18 protein-coding genes are annotated in these 16,387 nt (G+C 60.2%); 7 read left to right on the forward strand and 11 right to left on the reverse strand.

Annotated features, from left to right (window positions below; translation table 11 throughout):
• The first annotated feature begins 133 nt into the window (after positions 1–133).
• Positions 134–1,240 (forward strand): M14 family metallopeptidase, encoded by a 1,107-nt coding sequence (locus K328_RS0107610; protein WP_028465471.1) that lies wholly within the window; start codon positions 134–136, stop codon positions 1,238–1,240.
• 72 nt (positions 1,241–1,312) lie between these two features.
• Here the strand turns inward: K328_RS0107610 and K328_RS0107615 are convergent, their stop codons facing one another.
• From K328_RS0107615 to K328_RS0107635, 5 genes are all read right to left on the reverse strand, one after another.
• Positions 1,313–2,206, reverse strand: a complete 894-nt coding sequence (locus K328_RS0107615) for an OmpA family protein (RefSeq protein WP_028465472.1) — start codon at positions 2,204–2,206, stop codon at positions 1,313–1,315.
• Positions 2,207–2,363: 157 nt separating this feature from the next.
• The gene (locus K328_RS0107620) at positions 2,364–3,614 is read right to left on the reverse strand and encodes an NAD(P)/FAD-dependent oxidoreductase (RefSeq protein WP_028465473.1); all 1,251 of its coding nucleotides are present in this window, start codon (positions 3,612–3,614) and stop codon (positions 2,364–2,366) included.
• Between the two features lie 8 nt (positions 3,615–3,622).
• Positions 3,623–4,573 (reverse strand): 3-hydroxyacyl-CoA dehydrogenase NAD-binding domain-containing protein, encoded by a 951-nt coding sequence (locus K328_RS0107625; RefSeq protein WP_028465474.1) that lies wholly within the window; start codon positions 4,571–4,573, stop codon positions 3,623–3,625.
• Positions 4,574–4,642: 69 nt separating this feature from the next.
• Positions 4,643–5,863: an O-antigen ligase family protein gene (locus K328_RS0107630; RefSeq protein WP_028465475.1), complete on the reverse strand. Its 1,221-nt coding sequence runs from the start codon at positions 5,861–5,863 to the stop codon at positions 4,643–4,645.
• Between the two features lie 7 nt (positions 5,864–5,870).
• On the reverse strand, positions 5,871–6,287 hold the full coding sequence (locus tag K328_RS0107635) for a DUF6165 family protein (RefSeq protein ID WP_028465476.1): 417 nt from the start codon (positions 6,285–6,287) through the stop codon (positions 5,871–5,873).
• A gap of 131 nt (positions 6,288–6,418) precedes the next feature.
• Between K328_RS0107635 and K328_RS0107640 the strand changes: the two genes are divergently transcribed.
• Both K328_RS0107640 and K328_RS0107645 read left to right on the forward strand, forming a co-directional pair.
• Entirely contained in the window at positions 6,419–7,465 is a 1,047-nt protein-coding gene (locus K328_RS0107640) for a glycosyltransferase family 9 protein (protein WP_036553235.1), read from the forward strand.
• Between the two features lie 66 nt (positions 7,466–7,531).
• Positions 7,532–8,068, forward strand: a complete 537-nt coding sequence (locus tag K328_RS0107645; RefSeq protein ID WP_156901193.1) for a hypothetical protein — start codon at positions 7,532–7,534, stop codon at positions 8,066–8,068.
• A gap of 74 nt (positions 8,069–8,142) precedes the next feature.
• On the opposite strand, the gene K328_RS0107650 is transcribed toward K328_RS0107645, so the two are convergent.
• A complete protein-coding gene (locus K328_RS0107650) occupies positions 8,143–8,790 on the reverse strand; it encodes a methyltransferase family protein (RefSeq protein ID WP_205620590.1) in 648 nt (215 codons plus the stop codon).
• 475 nt (positions 8,791–9,265) lie between these two features.
• Between K328_RS0107650 and K328_RS0107655 the strand changes: the two genes are divergently transcribed.
• Entirely contained in the window at positions 9,266–9,730 is a 465-nt protein-coding gene (locus K328_RS0107655) for a VOC family protein (RefSeq protein ID WP_036553236.1), read from the forward strand.
• 125 nt (positions 9,731–9,855) lie between these two features.
• Here K328_RS0107655 and K328_RS0107660 read toward each other — a convergent pair whose 3' ends face one another.
• A complete protein-coding gene (locus K328_RS0107660) occupies positions 9,856–10,662 on the reverse strand; it encodes an enoyl-CoA hydratase-related protein (protein WP_028465481.1) in 807 nt (268 codons plus the stop codon).
• Between the two features lie 206 nt (positions 10,663–10,868).
• The gene (locus K328_RS0107670; RefSeq protein WP_028465482.1) at positions 10,869–11,564 is read right to left on the reverse strand and encodes a S1C family serine protease; all 696 of its coding nucleotides are present in this window, start codon (positions 11,562–11,564) and stop codon (positions 10,869–10,871) included.
• 176 nt (positions 11,565–11,740) lie between these two features.
• Here K328_RS0107670 and K328_RS0107675 point away from each other — a divergent pair, with 176 nt between their 5' ends.
• The 3 genes from K328_RS0107675 to K328_RS22985 all read left to right on the forward strand — a co-directional run bounded on the left by K328_RS0107675 (position 11,741) and on the right by K328_RS22985 (position 14,216).
• Complete coding sequence (locus K328_RS0107675) at positions 11,741–11,974, forward strand: hypothetical protein (RefSeq protein WP_028465483.1); 234 nt, start codon at positions 11,741–11,743, stop codon at positions 11,972–11,974.
• Positions 11,975–12,313: 339 nt separating this feature from the next.
• The gene (locus K328_RS0107680; protein WP_028465484.1) at positions 12,314–13,528 is read left to right on the forward strand and encodes a BtaA family protein; all 1,215 of its coding nucleotides are present in this window, start codon (positions 12,314–12,316) and stop codon (positions 13,526–13,528) included.
• A 40-nt stretch (positions 13,529–13,568) separates the two neighbouring features.
• Positions 13,569–14,216, forward strand: a complete 648-nt coding sequence (locus tag K328_RS22985; RefSeq protein ID WP_051284626.1) for a class I SAM-dependent methyltransferase — start codon at positions 13,569–13,571, stop codon at positions 14,214–14,216.
• Between the two features lie 22 nt (positions 14,217–14,238).
• Here the strand turns inward: K328_RS22985 and K328_RS0107690 are convergent, their stop codons facing one another.
• The 3 genes from K328_RS0107690 to K328_RS0107700 all read right to left on the reverse strand — a co-directional run bounded on the left by K328_RS0107690 (position 14,239) and on the right by K328_RS0107700 (position 16,365).
• Entirely contained in the window at positions 14,239–14,604 is a 366-nt protein-coding gene (locus K328_RS0107690) for a response regulator (protein WP_028465485.1), read from the reverse strand.
• 111 nt (positions 14,605–14,715) lie between these two features.
• On the reverse strand, positions 14,716–15,300 hold the full coding sequence (locus tag K328_RS0107695; protein WP_028465486.1) for a PAS domain-containing protein: 585 nt from the start codon (positions 15,298–15,300) through the stop codon (positions 14,716–14,718).
• Between the two features lie 183 nt (positions 15,301–15,483).
• A complete protein-coding gene (locus tag K328_RS0107700; protein WP_028465487.1) occupies positions 15,484–16,365 on the reverse strand; it encodes an NAD(P)-dependent oxidoreductase in 882 nt (293 codons plus the stop codon).
• Between the last annotated feature and the right edge of the window lie 22 nt (positions 16,366–16,387).

Consider the following 16,387-nt stretch of genomic DNA (forward strand, 5'->3'; position numbering starts at 1 on the left):
AGGCGGCAACGCTGCCAACTTGTCCCGATCAGCTCAACAGATATTTCCGTTACGGCAATGGCGCCGGGGTCCGGCAGTTTGCTAGTCTCTGCCCCTTAACGGCTTTCGCCATCATCCCCATGGACTGGACCAGATGAGCATCCTCGAATTCATCGATCACGCCTTTTCCGAAGATTACCGTCAGGCCCGCGAGCGTTTCCTTTCCGCGGCCGAGCGCGAAGGCGCCACTGTCACGACCTACGAGAACCCCAACAAGGGCCCCTGTGGCGAAACCCTCGCCTGCGATGCCGCCTGGGTTGGGCCGGAGGATGCGAAAAAGGTTCTGGTGACGATCTCCTCCACCCATGGGGTGGAAGGTTTCTGCGGCTCGGGCGCACAGATCGACTGGTTCCTGTCCGGCGCACGGCAGGGTCTCGACGCGGATATGGCCGCACTGCATATCCACGCGCTCAACCCGCACGGCTTCGCCTGGCTGCGACGGGTCACCGAAGAAGGTTGCGACCTGAACCGGAACTATATCGACTTCACGAAGCCCATTCCGGAAAACCCGGGCCATGACGAATTGGTCGATGCCCTCGTCCCGCCGTCTCTCGACGACGAGACCATGGCGAAGGCAAAAGAAAAGATCGCCAAATACCGGGCCGAACATGGCGAAAGCGCCTTCCAGACGGCCCGCAAGGCCGGTCAGTACAAACATGCGCATAGCATGTTCTTCGGCGGCTTCGGCCCCTCATGGGCGCGGCAAACGCTGGAAAAGATCATCCGTGACTTCAAGCTTGCGGACCGCTCTCTGGTCAGCGTCATCGATTATCACACGGGCCTTGGCCCTTATGGCTATGGCGAGCCTATCTGCGCGCACTTGCCCGGCAGTGCGGGCATGAAGCGGGTGGTCGAAATGTACGGAGATTCCGTCGGCGTGCCGGAACTGGGCACTTCGTCCTCGATCCCGCTACACGGCACATCCCGGGAAATGTGGAATGCCGAACTTGGCGACAATTATACATATGTCGCCCTTGAATACGGCACATTCCCCACCGACCGGGGGCTGCTTGTGCTGCGCGAGGACCATTGGCTGCACAATCAGGGCGAGGTTGACTGGTCGGCACCGGAGACCAAGCGCATCAAGCAGCAGATCCGGGACCACTATTCCCCGGACAAGGCCGACTGGAAGGAAATGGTGCTGTGGCGGTCCCGCCAGATCATCCGGCAGACCGTGGAAGGCATGGCCAAGTTCGGATAACGGAATACTTAAAACCGGAACAAAAAATAAGGCCGCCCGAAGGCGGCCTTATTCCTATTCGGTATCCGCTTCTTAGCGGATGATTTCGATCTTCACGCGGCGGTTTTCTGCCTCGCGAACACCGTCCTCGGTCTTCTTCTTGTTGTTCTTTTCGCCGTAGACCTTGATCTGCGTCGACTCAGCGATCTTCTTGCGCGACCGGATATCGAGCGCGCCCAGAACGGCCTTCGCCCGGCGATCCGACAGCTTCATGTTGTAGGCTTCCGAACCGGCCCGGTCAGCGTAGCCTGACAGGATGATGGTGCTTGCCTTCATCTCGTCGATAGCCATGCCGGCTTCAGCGATGATCTGGCTGGCCTTGCCCGTGATCTGGTCCGAATCAAAGTCGAAATTGACCGTGTAAGTCGCGGCCATACGCTGTGGAGCCTTCGGCGCCGGAGCCGGTGCCGGGGCAGCAGCAGCCGGAGCCGGTGCAAGCGCGGAACGCACGGCTTTCATCGACGCCATGTAATCCGCACGGCAGCGAGCGATATCGTCAGGCTGGAAGTTTTCTTCCTGCTCCTGCATCCAGCATTCGAATGCGGCCTGAGCCTGCGCGGCATTCACAGAGGCTTTCTCGGTCGCCGTGGCGGCCAAAGCTTCGACCAGCTCGCGACGTGCCGTTGCCAGCTCGCCCTTGTTGGCGGCCGGAAGGTTACGTGCACTCATCTCTTCCGGAGTAGTCGGGTTGTTACCCGCTGCGGACATCGCCCGAAGCGCGAACACATCGGAATCCTTGTAATCGCCCTCAAGGAATTCAAGCTCGGAGAGAGCCATGTATTCCTTGTACAGCGATGTACTGAAATTGCTTCCCTCTGGTTGAACCATACGTGCCTTGTCGAGCTGCATACCGGCACAGCCGGATAGAAGTACCGCGCCAAAAATGGCTGCGGACTTTTTCAAAATTGGGTGCTGAAAGCTTTTCATGCTTCTCCCTTTCATACTGGAATCTCGTAAGTGCCGGTGAGTCCCCACGGAACTCTTACTCCGTGGCGCGTCGCAAGCAATGGTTTTCTTATTATAGCAGCCTATCGGCCGAATTTGTCAGAAACCCGTAATATGAATAAGTCGACTGAAACGCGGGTTAGAAACGGCTGGCGCTGAACGGCATCAGGTCAACCGAAGGCTCCCGACCGGAAACCAGATCGGCCAGAATATTACCGGTACGTGCCGCAAGGGTGAGCCCGATATGGCCGTGTCCGAATCCAAGCAAAACGTTCCGCATTCCAGGTGCAAACCCGATCACAGGTTTACTATCGGGCGTCGACGGCCGATACCCGAGCCATTCCCGATTGATTTTATCTCCAAGACCGGGGAGCGCTTTTTGGGCCAGCGGCAGCATGCGCCTGATCCGCCTGAAATCCGGTGGGGCATCGATACCAGCGAACTCGACACCGCTGGTCAGACGGATCCCGTCCTGCATCGGCGCCAGTACGAAACTGTGATCGCCGACCACCACCGGACGGCTCAACTTCGGGCCATCCTCCGCGATAATATTGAGGTGATACCCGCGTTCCGTGTCCAGCGGCACACTGAAACCGAGCATTTCGCAGATCCGGCCGGACCAGGCACCGGCGCAGACAACGACATCGTCCGCTTCATGCATACCAAGATCCGTCACCACCTTGCGCACCCTGGCGCCGTCGAATTCGAACCGCGTCACCTTCTCGGCCAGAAAGCGGCCGCCAAGCCCCGTGAAGGCCTTTGCATAGGCTTCGGTCAGCTTGACCGGGCTGGTGACGAAATGGTTGTCGGGCTGGAAGGCGCCATGTGTGAACCGTGGCGACAGGGAGGGCTCCAGCTGGCGGAGTTCGTCCTGGTTCAGGATCTGCAGATTGGCGCCCAGCCGTTCGATGGTCTGCCGCTCCTCGAGCGTGCCCGCGAAAGACTTCTCGCCGGTATAGACCTTGAGCCAGCCGAGCGGCTTGACGATGCCCTCGATCCGGTGCGCCTTCATCAGCGACAGATGCGCCTCGGCGGCAGACGGCACGATACTCGTCAGCTCGCGGGAGATCTGTTCCACCCGGGACGGCCGGCTTGCCGCGAAGAAACGCACGAGCCAGGGAATCATTCGCGGCAGGTAGGAGCAGCGAATGGAAACAGCGGAGGCCGGGTCCATCAGCATTTTCGGCACTTGCTTCAGATTACCGGGAGAGCCTGTGGGATACATCGCGCCGATGGCGATCGATCCGGCATTGCCGAACGATGTCGCGGTTCCGGGGGCCTTGGGGTCGAGCACCGTTACCCGGTGCCCTTCCATCTGCAGGCAGAGCGCGGTGGCGACGCCGACAACCCCGGCGCCGACAACGATCACGGATTTCCCGGAACCGGTCATTTCAGGATCTACCCTTTCGCCTGCAGCATCTTGAGCAAGGCGATCAGCTTGTCGTCCCGCTCGGCTTCCAGCTGGTCGATGGACCGGCCGGCCGCTTCCGCATCCACGCCCTCGATCAGTTTCGCCCGGAGGTCCGCATCCAGTTTCGGCGTCTCCTGCATGGTCTCCCACCAGGCTTCCATGGCCGGGCCGATGTGATCGTAGAAATGACCCATGCCGCCCTTGCCCCCGGCGAGCCCGAAGATCATGTGCGGGCCCATCAGGGCGAGCCGCAGGCCCGGCCCCTGAGACATTGCTGCGTCGATATCCTCGATGGAGGCGACATCCTCTTTCACCGCCATCACAGCCTCACGCCAGAGCGCGGCCTGCAGCCGGTTCGCAAGATGGCCCTTCAGCTCCTTCTTCAGGCGGATCGGATGCTTACCGACATGCCGGTAGAAATCCATCGCCCAGTCCGCCGCCGCCGGATCGGAATCTTTCCCGGCGACCACCTCGACCAGCGGGATCAGGTGCGGCGGGTTGAACGGATGGCCGACGACGAACTGGCTCGCATTCTTCAGGCCCTGTTGCAGATCGCTCATCACCAGCCCGGATGTGCTGGAGGCGAAGATCGTCCGCTCCCCGATAACCGCATCGACCCGGGCATACAGCTCCTGCTTGATATCGAGCCGTTCCGGCGCGCTTTCCTGGATAAAATCGCACCCCGTCACCGCCTCTTCCGGCGTCGCCACGAACCTGAGCCGCGCCACGGCGGCACCGGCGGAAAGTCCGAGTTCGGTCAGTTGCGGCCACGCATTGTCGATGAAAGCCCGCATCTTGGCTTCCGCATCCGGACCCGGGTCCCAGGCCACAACATCATAGCCCCTGGAAAGAAAGAAGGCAGACCAGCTCGCACCGATCGTACCGCCACCGAGAATGCCAATTTTGCGGACTGCGTCGACCGCCGGATACTGAGCCACTTTGGGCCTCCCTGTTTTTTTTATGTTCTTGCGGTAACTAAACACCAGGGAGACGCGCTGGAAAAGAGATCAGTCGGAAGGGCTTTCGTTGCGGCAGAGCACTCCGAAGGCAAGGATGGTGAAGCCGATGATGCCGAGCCATGTTTCCTGCCACAGCCCGTAAGAGACGGCGGCGATCACCAGCGCGCAGCACAGCGCCGAGACCGCGGCTGCCCGGGCCGGGCGCGGCAACGGGTCCGAGTCCACGACCAGACGCCAGAGCAGCACCAGCGCCGCCAGAATTCCGCCGAGGCCAAGCTCGAGCCAGATCTGGATCGCCGCGTTATGCGGATGGATCGTGCCGTGCTTGAAGAAGCTGTATGTCGCCCTCACCGCCTCCGGCACCTCAAGGCTGCGCATCGCTCCCAGGCCGAGACCGACCAGAGGCTGTTCCAGCGCCACCGACGATGCGCTGTGCCAGATCTCCAGACGATCCGCGAAAGATGGTGGGAACACCGTGACATAGTCCGGAATCCAGACCAGAAGATTACCGAGCAGCCATGGCGCCGCGATCATCAACAGCACGGCGAGCAGAAGCACAAGCCGGGAGGCCATGCGTCCGTTCAGCACCGCCAGCGGCAGCACCAGCACCCCGGCCACCGCCGCGAGCATTGCCGATGAGGACTCGCCAATGGAGGGGACAACCAGTCCGACCAAAACAATTACCAGCGCCACCGCACGGCGCCCGGCGAGCCACAGACCCGCTGCGGCAGGCCAGCTCAGCAGGACGAGCGCGGTGCTGCCCCGGTTGAAGCGGGACGGCGCCACGTCAACGTCCCAGCCCTTGCCGGAGAAGAACCGGTAAAGCGGCGCGTCGAAATTCAGCTCGATGGAGAAAATCACCGCGCCGAGAAGAATGCTGGCGGCCAGACACAGCACCAGCGGCCGTGTGGAGAGCCCGGCCCGGATTTCCGGCGCGGCCGTGACACACACCAACAACAGCCCAAGCAGGCCGAGCTTTTTCAGCATCCCGGCCAGATGCAGCCCCTGCCCGCCGAACCAGGCGCCGAGTAGCGACAAGGCAACAAGGGCGGCAAAGGCGATCAGGACCGGCTTTTCCGGCCATGCGATCCGCCGCTTTTCCAGCCAGACGGCGCCCAGCAGCAGGATAGCCAGCGCGATGAACAGCGTCGCCATCGCCTGCTTGGCCAGCACGCCGACCGGCACGAACAGCAGCAGCACGACTGCCAGCACCCAGAACCGGAACCGGACGAACCGGGGATCGGGCGTCATCGCGCCGGAAAGTGTCATACCCGCCTCACGAGCCTTCCCTTTCCGGCGCGAGGTATTCCTTGTAGGACTTTTCCTCGACCAGGGCGGAGCCGAGCAGGAGGTTGATCTCCTTCTTGATCGCCGCTCGCTGGTCGTTGACGCGGTAGACGCTGCGCGCCAGCTCGATGAATTTAGGCCCGAAATCGCCGCCCCGCTCGCAATCGCGGATATCGTCCTCGATTACCCAGAGCGTCTCGTTCACCGCTTTCAGACGGGCATAGGCATCGGCCAGTTCCGGGCTGTCCGGAATCTTTTCGCCGCGCACCTGCTGCAACATTGTGTGTTCGCGTTCGATATTGGCAAGTTTCGCCGCGTCCTCGATCCGCTCCAGTTTGATTTCCAGAATGGTGATCTTGTCCAGCATTTCGCCGGGCGCAACGGGAACCAGAATTGTATCGCTCATAGGGGCTTTCCAGATATCTGCCGGGTGAATGCCGACCAAACAAAAATGGTCCGCTTGGCTACCATGTGTGGTTTTGGAAGCAAAGATTCGTAATAGTGCGCACCCACGACAAAATGAGCCGATCACGCGCAATGACAGTCACACCCGCCGCTCCGCGAACGCCCGAGACGATCCTGATCTATTCCTGCGGGGAGACAATCGGCGATGGCCTTTTCAAGCTGCCTTTCCTGAAGGACCTGCGCGCTCGCTTCCCGGACGCGCGGATCACCTGGCTGGCCGGGCTCGGACCGTCCATGTATGCGGGCCCGCTGGCTCCCGTGGTCGCGCCGCTGCTCGACGAGGTGATCACCGAGGCCGGGATCGGCGACGATGTGAACCACATCCTGCCCTGGGGGCCGCGTCCATTGGACGGTCGAAGCTTCGATCTTGTGATCGACACCCAGATCACTTTGCGCCGCACCCTCTCCGTCCGCCGCATCAGGCACAACCGCTTCATCAGCGCCTGCGCCGGCTACTGGCTCTCCGACGCGCGCCCGACCGCCGCCCAGAAGCCGGGCCGCCACCTCCTGAAAAACCTCACCCTGCTGCTCGACCTCGCCGCACCGGACCGTGTTGCCCAGGCCCATAAAGGCCATGTCGATGTGGTGGCGGAGGAATACAAAACCCTCGCAGCGGCTCTGCTGCCGGACGGCCCCACCTATGTCGGCATCGCTCCCGGCGCAGGCGACAAGGTGAAAGTCTGGCCGGAAGCAAACTTCCTCGCCGTAGCAAAGGAACAGGTGGCAAAAGGCCGGACACCGGTCTTCTTCGCCGGGCCGGAAGAAGCCGCAAAAGTCCCGGAATGGCGTAAAGCGGTGCCTGAAGCCATCTTCCCGGAATGGGACCGGACGGACAACCAATCCCACCTGAAAGGCCCCGTCCTCGCCATGGCCCTCGCCGGCCGCCTGCATGCCGCCCTCGCCAACGACAGCGGCACCGGCCACATGATGGCCACAGGCGGCGCCCCGCTGGTCTCCCTCTTCAGCAAGCACAACCCAGCGAAATACGCGCCGAGCGCGATGCGGCTGAAGATCGTCGATGCGAAGGATTATGGCGGAAAGGATCCGGAGCTGATCCCGCTTGGGGATGTGGTGGAGGCGGTTGAGGAAGTGCTAGGGAAGGCTAGAGTATTATCTTAGAGAATTGAAGAGGCCTAGGCGGAACCTGAAGAAAGTCGTTGCGCAATGATGAACAAGTGCTCTCGTATGGCGAACGAAGCCTTCGACGGTTTCATGAAAGAGCGGCTTGAGATAAATGCCCGCGCCACCTCATCTGGCGCTCTGGGCGGTTCTCGTCATCGTATGCACGTGAATGAAGCACGGAAAACAGCGCAGCGAGAGTACATGCGCAAGGTGGCGCAAATCGCGCTCCACGCAGTCGGCAATAAAAAGGGCCGGTCAGCAGTTGAATCGGGCGGAAACAATCTTCGACAACAGTTAGTCGATCAATATGAAGCGGATATGTTAGCGCAATCGGCTTGGCCCGGCGGTTTTGGAGCGAAGAAACGACAAGAAGAGAGACTGAAGCTACAAGGCGAGCTCGATGTAATCATTTGTGAAGCACTAGCCGACTTCGATAACAATATTGCTGGTTACCAGATCATAAAACCAACAAATTCATCGTTTTTAAGCAGATTGATCGAGGGAATATTCGCAAATTTGGCAACTGCCGCCATAATTGGATTGTTCGGAACCATTTTCGCAGCAGCTACTATAAAATTTGTGTTCAGCTTATTTGACTAGAAATCAATGGGACAGGACACTTGCAATAAGTCGCGTTGGAATTAAAGGGACATCACTTAAATCGAACATTTTTCTTAATATACCCCAGGAAACAACCGGTATCGCACGCGACGTGCGTAGTCTCGATAGCCCGGCAACTCTTCCTGCAAGGTCCGGTCTTCGAGTGCTGTTCTGAATATCGAGATGATTGAGGCCACCGCCACGGGTATCAGTGTCCATACCGATCCCAGGGCAAGAACGATACCGAACAGTGCGAAGATATTTCCGGCATAGCCCGGATGCCGGACAATTCGGTATGGACCAGTGTCACAAACCGCATGCCCCCGGTCCGTCCGAATGATTACCACGCTGTAGAAAAAGCGGTTCTCAGCCAACGCCCATGAAGCGAACGCGTATCCGAGGCAGATTAAAATGAAGCCGACAGCATTAAGCCAAAGCGGAAATTCGGATGACCAGCTGTAGCGGTGGTCCAGCCCTGCCACGATGACCACGGGATACGAGATACTCACCGCCATCAGCGGTGCGAGCACTTTGTCCCAGGCTTTTGCATTCTGGATGTTTTCAATATTTTGCCGTTCGGCCGTCAATCCGGGATGCCGCTGTTCCGCCAAGATGCGTCCGCCTAAACCGACGGTAACGATCAGAACAGAATAGAGCCACGCCTGCCACCAACCGGGGTCCCCGCCACATATCAATAAAATCAGCGGAATCAGGAGATACACCGCGACTAACCTGAACCAATGCAGAGGGGATACTGTTTGAGCTGCTCCTTCACTGCCCCTCTTTGCTGACATATCGCTCCCCAACCGCGCGTCCCGTTTAAGCTGCCTCAGTTAAGGGTATCCCCACCTGAAGTGGGAACCGAAGCGGTTTCCGCCCTGATCCGTCACGACATGATGCGCGCCGGAGGCAACGCAGCGCCAAGTCCGGCGCGTGCCCTTTTCGGTGTCGTTTCGCCCCCCTCCGTCATCCCGACGCAGGTCGGGATCCATACAGCCACCGTCACCGCTCTATGAAACGCTGGGTCCCGGCTCTCCGACCGGGATGACGACGGTGGAAAAGGGGTGGGGTTTGGAGAGTTTCGCCAGGCGGCTTTCCTGTTCCCGGAGCACGACATTGCATCGGCTTTCCGCTTGCATGCCTGAAGATCAGCCCTTATTTATTCAAGAATAAACTTGTTAAATAAAGAGGTGCGCTATGATCGTTCCCATCAAAGGCCTGTACGAGGCCCATCTGACCGTCCGCGACCTGGACCACTCGGTCGCCTTCTACCGGGACGTGCTCGGTCTGCCGCTGGCCCATGTGGTCAAGGACCGCAACGTCGCGTTCTTCTGGGTGCCAGCGCCGGAGACCGCAATGCTCGGGCTTTGGGGTGTCGGATCGGCGCCGATGGGGATGAAGCTGCACATTGCCTTCAACGTCGCGCTGGAGGATGTCGAGCGCTCGGTCGCGAGGCTGAAAGCGGCGGGCCTGACGCCGACCAAGAACGGCGAAGAGCCGATTGACGAGCCGGTGGTGCTGAGCTGGATGCCCGCCGTCAGCGTCTATTTCGACGATCCGGACGGGCATTCTCTGGAATTCATTTCGATGCTGCCGGAAGAACCACGGCCGATCCCGAGTTTCCTGCCGCTCTCGGAGTGGCGGGCGGGCGCGGGGTTGTGAGCTGAGCCCAACCCTCCAAAACCGTCATCCTCGCGAAAGCGGGGACCCAGGGATCATAGAGTGCCGACCTTGTTCCCTGGGCCCCCACGTGCGTGGGGATGACGATGTTAACAGAGGCAGGTCCCCTATTTCCCCTTGAACACCGCCTTGCGCTTCTCGTTGAAAGCCCGCACGCCTTCCAGGCGGTCCTCGGTCGGAACCATGCGGTTATAGGCCTCGATCTCGAAGGCATAGCCGCTTTTCAGGTCGAGCTGGGTCGACATGTCGATGGCCTTCTTCACCTGACGGGTGGAGATCGGCGCGTTGCCAGCGATACGCTCCGCTGTCGCCAGCGCGTCCTCCAGCAGCTTGCCATCCTCGCAGAGCTTGTTGGCGAGGCCCCAGTCCATCGCATCATTGGCGCTGAAGGGGGTACCGGTCAGGATGATTTCCTTGGCCCGGCGGACGCCGACCGCGCGCGGCAGATTCTGGGTGCCGCCCGCGCCCGGCATGATGCCCAGGGTAACTTCGGTCAGCGCAAAACGGGCATTCGGCGCGCAATAGACGAAGTCGCAGCAGAGCGCGATTTCAAGGCCACCCGCGAAGGCGGCGCCGTTCACGGCGCCGATCATCGGGACCGGGCAATCCATCATCGCCCGAACGGCCTGCTCGAACAGCGCATGCTGCGTCTGCCAGGCCTCGTCCGTCATGTTGTTGCGTTCTTTCAGATCGCCGCCGGCGCAGAAGATCTTCTCGCCGCGCCCGGTGACCACGATGCAGCGAAGATCGCGCTGGTCGTGATAGAGCGCGGTGAAGAGGTCGCGGAGGTCGTAGCCCATCTGGGTGTTGAGCGCGTTGCCGCGCTCAGGCCGGTCCAGGGTCAGCAGCAACACATGCTCGGACGGCGTCTCGAGGCTCAGGGTTTCGAACGGACCCGGAAGGGTGGCGGGCATCTTTATTCCTCCATGACTTACTTACTTCTGGCCGATCATGCGACCGGTGGCTTCTGGCCGGTCATGAGACCGGTGGCGCTTCTCACCGATCCAACGACCGGCGGCGGCATAATCCCGTCCCGGCCGCTCCGGAACAAGTCCGCTCCCGGCATCTCACCCTGTCCTCTGCGGGAGCAAAGGGCCGGAGCCGGAGTAAAGCGCGCGGGCTACCGGTGTTCCGCTGGCAAACTTTTCAGCAGCAACTCCATAGAGACGGCGAAATTCACCCCGATGTCGGAATCCGAGTCCTTGGTGAAGATCGCCGACAACAGCCCGACCAGCCTGCCCTCCAGATCGACCAGCGCCCCGCCGGACGAGCCCGGATTGACCGAGGCATCGGTCTGGATGAAGTCCTCCGTGTGATTGAAGCCGATGCCCGACCGCTTGTTGGCGGAGACCACGCCACAGGTGATGCCAATACCAAGACCGAACGCGTTCGAGAGTGTGCAGACCGGCGCGCCGGTTTCCGGTCGGGCTTCGGCCAGCGTGATAGGAGAGGTCTGAAGATCGACAGTCAGGAAGGCGACATCCGTCTTCTGGTCGATGGCGAGGATGGTGGCCGGCAACCGGGTGCCGTCCGGCGCGCGGACATGCACCTCCGTCGCCTTGGAGACGACATGGGCCGCCGTCACCAGCAAGCCCGAACGCAGGATCGCGACACCCGTTCCCTCCGGCGCGGTGCCGGCCGGGGCGCCGAAGCCCGGCTTCCGGTAGCCGGGCCAGGTCGGCTCCACCTCGAAGATCGATGGCGATGCAGCGGACCAGGCAAGCCGCGCGTCGGTCTGGGCCCGGGCGTCCGCCGCCATGAACAGTACCCCGGCAGCGAGACATGCTGCGGCAACCGTTCGGCCAATGTCATTCATCCGGAGTGTCTCCCGCTGATCGTTCCCGCACGTTTAACCCCGCACGTTTAACAGAGTATGCCATCGCCGCCTCCGCCATCGCCCGAAACTAAATTCGCAGTCTCGAAACCCGAATTGCAGATACGCATTCCAGGCGTGCTAGAATAACCGGTCTCTGGCCGATCAAGGAGTACACCATGAGCGACACACCGATGCCACTGATCCTCGACCTTGTGGAATGGGTCGCCGAGAAGCCCCGCCCCTATGGCGAGGTCATGGATGCCTGGCGCACCTCCTGCCCCCGCCTCACCGTCTGGGAAGAAGCTGTCGATCAGGGCCTCGTCGTCCGGCGCTACGTCTCCGGCACCGGTGCCATCGTCGAGGCAAGCCAGAGCGGCAGGGACGCTCTCGTCAGTCACGGACGCGCCTGACCTCCGATTCGAGTTGCCATAAACCGGCTTCTCCGCGAGCGTGCCGGGTTGCCCCGTGACCATACGGTTACTGATTTTCTTGCTGGCGTTCCCGTATCAGATCACGCCAAGATAAAGTTCCATAATTATTCATTTTATCAATGTACTAAACATTTTTATTAATCTAAAAAATTAACTACACTTGTCACTTTTATCGCGTGCGATCCTGACCTCACAATCCTCACCTGTCCGCATGGCCGCAACAAAGCTGCAACACGAATCCCGTATGAGGGAGAGCGAAATATGGACCGGTCCGGCGGCGTTCGCACGGAACCGCGCCATCCGGGAGAGTGCGCCCCCATGACCGCCAACAGCCTCCTTACCGACGCAGTCATCAAGAACAAGCAATTGTCGAAGCGCGGCATCCTCGAGCGGATGTTCACGATGGCCTTCAAGGGCTTCGTCTATCCGCAGATCTGGGAAGACCCCGAAGTCGATCTGGAAGCGCTGCAGCTCGACAAGGACAGCCGGATATTCACCATCGCATCGGGCGGCTGCAACATCCTGAACTACCTGACGGAGCAGCCGGCGCATATTCAGGCGGTCGATCTCAACCCCGCCCATGTCGCCCTCACCCGGCTGAAACTGACGGCGCTGGAACAGCTGCCGGACCACGAGACTTTCTTCCGCTTCTTCGGCCATGCGGACGAGCGGGAAAACAAGCGGGTCTATTTCCGCGATCTCGCCCCGCACCTCGATCCGGAGACGCGAGCCTACTGGAACAAACGCGGGCTGCGCGGACGGCGGATCGACATGTTCACCCGCAATGTCTACGAGTTCGGCCTGCTTGGCCGCTTCATCGGGCTGCTGCATTTCGTGGCCCGGCTGCATGGCAAGAACCCGCGGCACATCCTCAGGGCGGAGACCATGGAGGAGCAGCGCACCCTGTTCGAGGACGTGATCGGCCCGGTCTTCGACAGCCGCATCGTCAAGGCGCTCTGCCGGATGCCGGTATCCTTCTACGGGCTCGGCATTCCGCCGGCACAGTTCGAGGCGCTTTCGGCCTCGGCGGGTGGCGACATGGCAGGGCTGATGCGCTCCCGCCTGGAGCGGCTGGCCTGCGATTTCTCGATCGACGATAACTACTTCGCCTGGCAGGCGTTCGGACGCGGTTATGACCGTCAGCAGCGACAGGCCATCCCGCGCTATCTGCGGGACAGCAACCATCAGACCCTGAGGGACAACGCTTCGAAAGTCGATGTCGTGCAGGCCTCAATGACGGACTTCCTGGCAGACTGCGATGCAGAAAGCCGGGATCGCTTCATCCTGCTGGATGCTCAGGACTGGATGAACACGGAGCAGCTGACCGCTCTCTGGACCGAAATCCTGCGCACCTCGTCACCGGGCGCGCGGATCATCTTCCGCACTGCCGGCGAAGAAAGCCCGCTGCCCGGACGCGTTCCGGCGGAAATTCTCGACCGCTGGGACTATCAGGCCGAACAGTCCCTCGACCTCGGCCGGCGCGACCGCTCGTCGATCTATGGAGGCTTCCATCTCTACATCCGCAGAGATTGATCATTCCGGGGACGATGGCCCCGAGGATGCCGGGGAGAAGATGGACCGGATCTATCGGATCCAGCGGCATTTCTACGATCTGACCCGGAAATACTATCTGCTGGGCCGGGACCGGCTGATCTGGGAGCTGGAGCCGCTTCCGGGTCAGAGCGTCTGCGAGATCGGCTGCGGTACGGCGCGTAATCTGGTGAAAATGGCCCGGCGTTATCCGGACTGCCGGTATTTCGGCATCGACGCCTCGGCGGAGATGCTGGAAACAGCAGAGACGTCCCTCCGCCGCGCGGGCCTTGAGGCGAAAGTGCGGCTCGGGCTTGCCTATGCGGAACAGTTCGATCCGGAGGCAACCTTCGATGAGGCGGACGGTTTCGACCACATCGTGTTTTCCTATTCGCTGTCCATGATCCCGCCCTGGCGGGACTCACTGGAGAGAGCCATTTCCCTGCTCAGACCAGGCGGAACCCTGCATATCGTGGATTTCGGCGATCAGCGCGGCATGCCCGGTTGGTTCCGGCGACTGCTGTTCGCCTGGCTCTCCTGGTTCCATGTCGAGCATCGCCCCGGCATCCGCCTCTGGGTCGAGCGCCAGGCGAAGATTGGAAATCTGACCGTCTCCGCCACATCTCTCGCCGGGCACTATGCCGATCTCTTCAGGCTGCGGAAGCCCGAGACCAGAGATACCCAGGCGTAAAGTTCGCCGGAAAACAGGATTTCTAGGAGAGCATCCGCTCGACGGTAGTGATCAGGTTCGGCAGCTCGACCGGCTTCCGGATCGATTCATGAGCCCCGATCATACGGGCGTACTCCAGAACTTGAGAATTGCCCATCGACCCGCCGGTGGACATGGCAATGATCTGAACTTCCGGATAGAGCGCGCGGATCTCCTTGATCGTCTCCATGCCTTCCTTGCCCGGCATGATGATATCGGAGATCACCATTTCGAAACGCGTGCGCAACATCAACTCCAGCGCCGCGTTTCCCTCTTCTGCGGTTTCCACGTCATGGCCTCGTTCCCGAAGCACTACCGACAGCAAATCCCTGAGAGATTTATCATCGTCCACGACAAGAATTGCGGACATCAGACCCCCCAAACGCCTCAGCGCTGGTCACTATTTAACAAACTATGGTCGAATATTAGCAAAATCTCGCGTCAAGGTTAACGCTTATTCATCTTTTCGACGATAACAGGCTCAAACAGGAAGCGATTCCTCAACAACAGCACCGGTTTCTAAAGTGACGTAAATATGTTTCTGGAATTCAGGCAAATAGCGCGCTTCCGGATTTTTCCTCGGAACGATCTCCGCTGTTGCTCCGATGAGCCCGTGCACGGTCTGCCCATCGTCGGATAGCGGCAGCAAGATTCGCTCGCCATGAATCGGATCATCCGTTTCCGCATAGAGTCGCCCATAGATATATAATACCGCCGGGAAATCGATGACATTTCGGTAGTAGCGATGAACCCGCGGATAATAGTCCGGGTCCGTATTGTCATCCAGATAGTGCTTGGAGAGTTTGTGGCCGAACCGTGTCGCCACTTTCTCACCGGTCAACCTGTAGCGGAACCGATCTGCTTCCCGCTCATAGTCGCACAACCAGACACTCGACAGAATCTGTGCCAATTGGGACGGATCGATCCGATGCCGGCTCGGCGCCTGATCCGCGCCCTTGATCGTACGCCAATGATCCAGCAGGTTGCGCGTACTGTCGGTGCGCAACCTTCCTGCAATCTGGTCAAGTGCATCGCCAATTGGCGATCCCGAGTCTCCATAGGTCATTTTTCTGACCGCTCCACCTGAACACGATAAAGCTATGGAAACCCGATAAAGGCCGCCACTTTCACCGCCGCATTAACTAGCCGGTCCTAGCACAAACTACCCCCGACGCACCATAAAGAGCAGCATTCGAAACGCGTAATTCACTACGTGTCGCAGAGTTTCCGAATGGATTGGCAGGATTACTCAGCGCTCGAAGCCGATGCCACACCAATCTTCCCATAATTTGGCCAAGGCCGCGTAGTCCTGATCACCCATTCCTTTCGCTTCGGCAATTTCATAGGGTGTGTGAGAGGCCAGAGTCGCAAATAACGGAACACCGAGCTGTTGCGCGGTTTCGAGGGCCAGCACTGAATCCTTCCGCGCGTTGCTCACGGACATCCCGGCCGCGTAATTGCCGTCTTGCATCCGTTCCCCGACACGGTGGATCAGCGGCCTCAGCAGGCCTTCCTCCCGGTTCAGGATTTCAACCAGCGTATCCGTCGGAATATCGAGCTTGCGTGACATGGCGAAAGCCTCGATCAGGACCACCATGACCGCATGCATGACGCCGTTATTGACGACCTTCGTTCCCATCCCCGCCCCTACCGGACCGAGATCGAAGATGCGGCTGGCGATCCGGTCCAGGACCGGTTCTGCCGCCGCCTTATTTGCGTCTGTGCCGCCAAGGAAAAACGTGATTTCTCCAGCTGCCATGCTGGCAACACCGCCGGCGATCGCCGCATCGACGAAGCCTACGCCTACAGCCTCCAGTAGTGTCGCTGATTTTTGTGCCGTATCCGGGGTGACCGTGCTGGTCTCGATGACAAGGCCCGGAACGCGCGACCATGCGGCGATAGCACCGGCTACGGCCAGAGAAGCTTCCGGTTTGGGCAAAGACAGCAGCACGACGGGCGTGCGGCCATCGAGATCATCCAAACTCTCCACCACATCGACGCCGGCATCCTGCGCCAACTTGCAGCGTTCCTTGGAGCGGTCATATCCCAGCACCGGACCATGCTTCAGTAGCGCCGACGCGACCGCAAGGCCAGCGTTTCCAAGTCCGACTATCCCTGTTGCTTCCGACATCGCTTCCCCCATTTATCGATTT

This window comes from Nisaea denitrificans DSM 18348 (genome assembly GCF_000426505.1).
Lineage (GTDB): Bacteria > Pseudomonadota > Alphaproteobacteria > Thalassobaculales > Thalassobaculaceae > Nisaea > Nisaea denitrificans.

Coding starts and splice junctions, on each gene's coding strand:
- K328_RS0107640 (WP_036553235.1), top strand. CDS start 6,419: ATGACAGTCACACCCGCCGCTCCGCGAACGCCCGAGACGATCCTGATC.
- K328_RS0107630 (WP_028465475.1), bottom strand. CDS start 5,863: ATGACACTTTCCGGCGCGATGACGCCCGATCCCCGGTTCGTCCGGTTC.
- K328_RS0107690 (WP_028465485.1), bottom strand. CDS start 14,604: ATGTCCGCAATTCTTGTCGTGGACGATGATAAATCTCTCAGGGATTTG.
- K328_RS0107615 (WP_028465472.1), bottom strand. CDS start 2,206: ATGAAAAGCTTTCAGCACCCAATTTTGAAAAAGTCCGCAGCCATTTTT.
- K328_RS0107675 (WP_028465483.1), top strand. CDS start 11,741: ATGAGCGACACACCGATGCCACTGATCCTCGACCTTGTGGAATGGGTC.
- K328_RS0107660 (WP_028465481.1), bottom strand. CDS start 10,662: ATGCCCGCCACCCTTCCGGGTCCGTTCGAAACCCTGAGCCTCGAGACG.
- K328_RS0107655 (WP_036553236.1), top strand. CDS start 9,266: ATGATCGTTCCCATCAAAGGCCTGTACGAGGCCCATCTGACCGTCCGC.
- K328_RS0107610 (WP_028465471.1), top strand. CDS start 134: ATGAGCATCCTCGAATTCATCGATCACGCCTTTTCCGAAGATTACCGT.
- K328_RS0107700 (WP_028465487.1), bottom strand. CDS start 16,365: ATGTCGGAAGCAACAGGGATAGTCGGACTTGGAAACGCTGGCCTTGCG.
- K328_RS0107695 (WP_028465486.1), bottom strand. CDS start 15,300: ATGACCTATGGAGACTCGGGATCGCCAATTGGCGATGCACTTGACCAG.
- K328_RS0107670 (WP_028465482.1), bottom strand. CDS start 11,564: ATGAATGACATTGGCCGAACGGTTGCCGCAGCATGTCTCGCTGCCGGG.
- K328_RS0107680 (WP_028465484.1), top strand. CDS start 12,314: ATGACCGCCAACAGCCTCCTTACCGACGCAGTCATCAAGAACAAGCAA.
- K328_RS0107635 (WP_028465476.1), bottom strand. CDS start 6,287: ATGAGCGATACAATTCTGGTTCCCGTTGCGCCCGGCGAAATGCTGGAC.
- K328_RS22985 (WP_051284626.1), top strand. CDS start 13,569: ATGGACCGGATCTATCGGATCCAGCGGCATTTCTACGATCTGACCCGG.
- K328_RS0107620 (WP_028465473.1), bottom strand. CDS start 3,614: ATGACCGGTTCCGGGAAATCCGTGATCGTTGTCGGCGCCGGGGTTGTC.
- K328_RS0107645 (WP_156901193.1), top strand. CDS start 7,532: ATGGCGAACGAAGCCTTCGACGGTTTCATGAAAGAGCGGCTTGAGATA.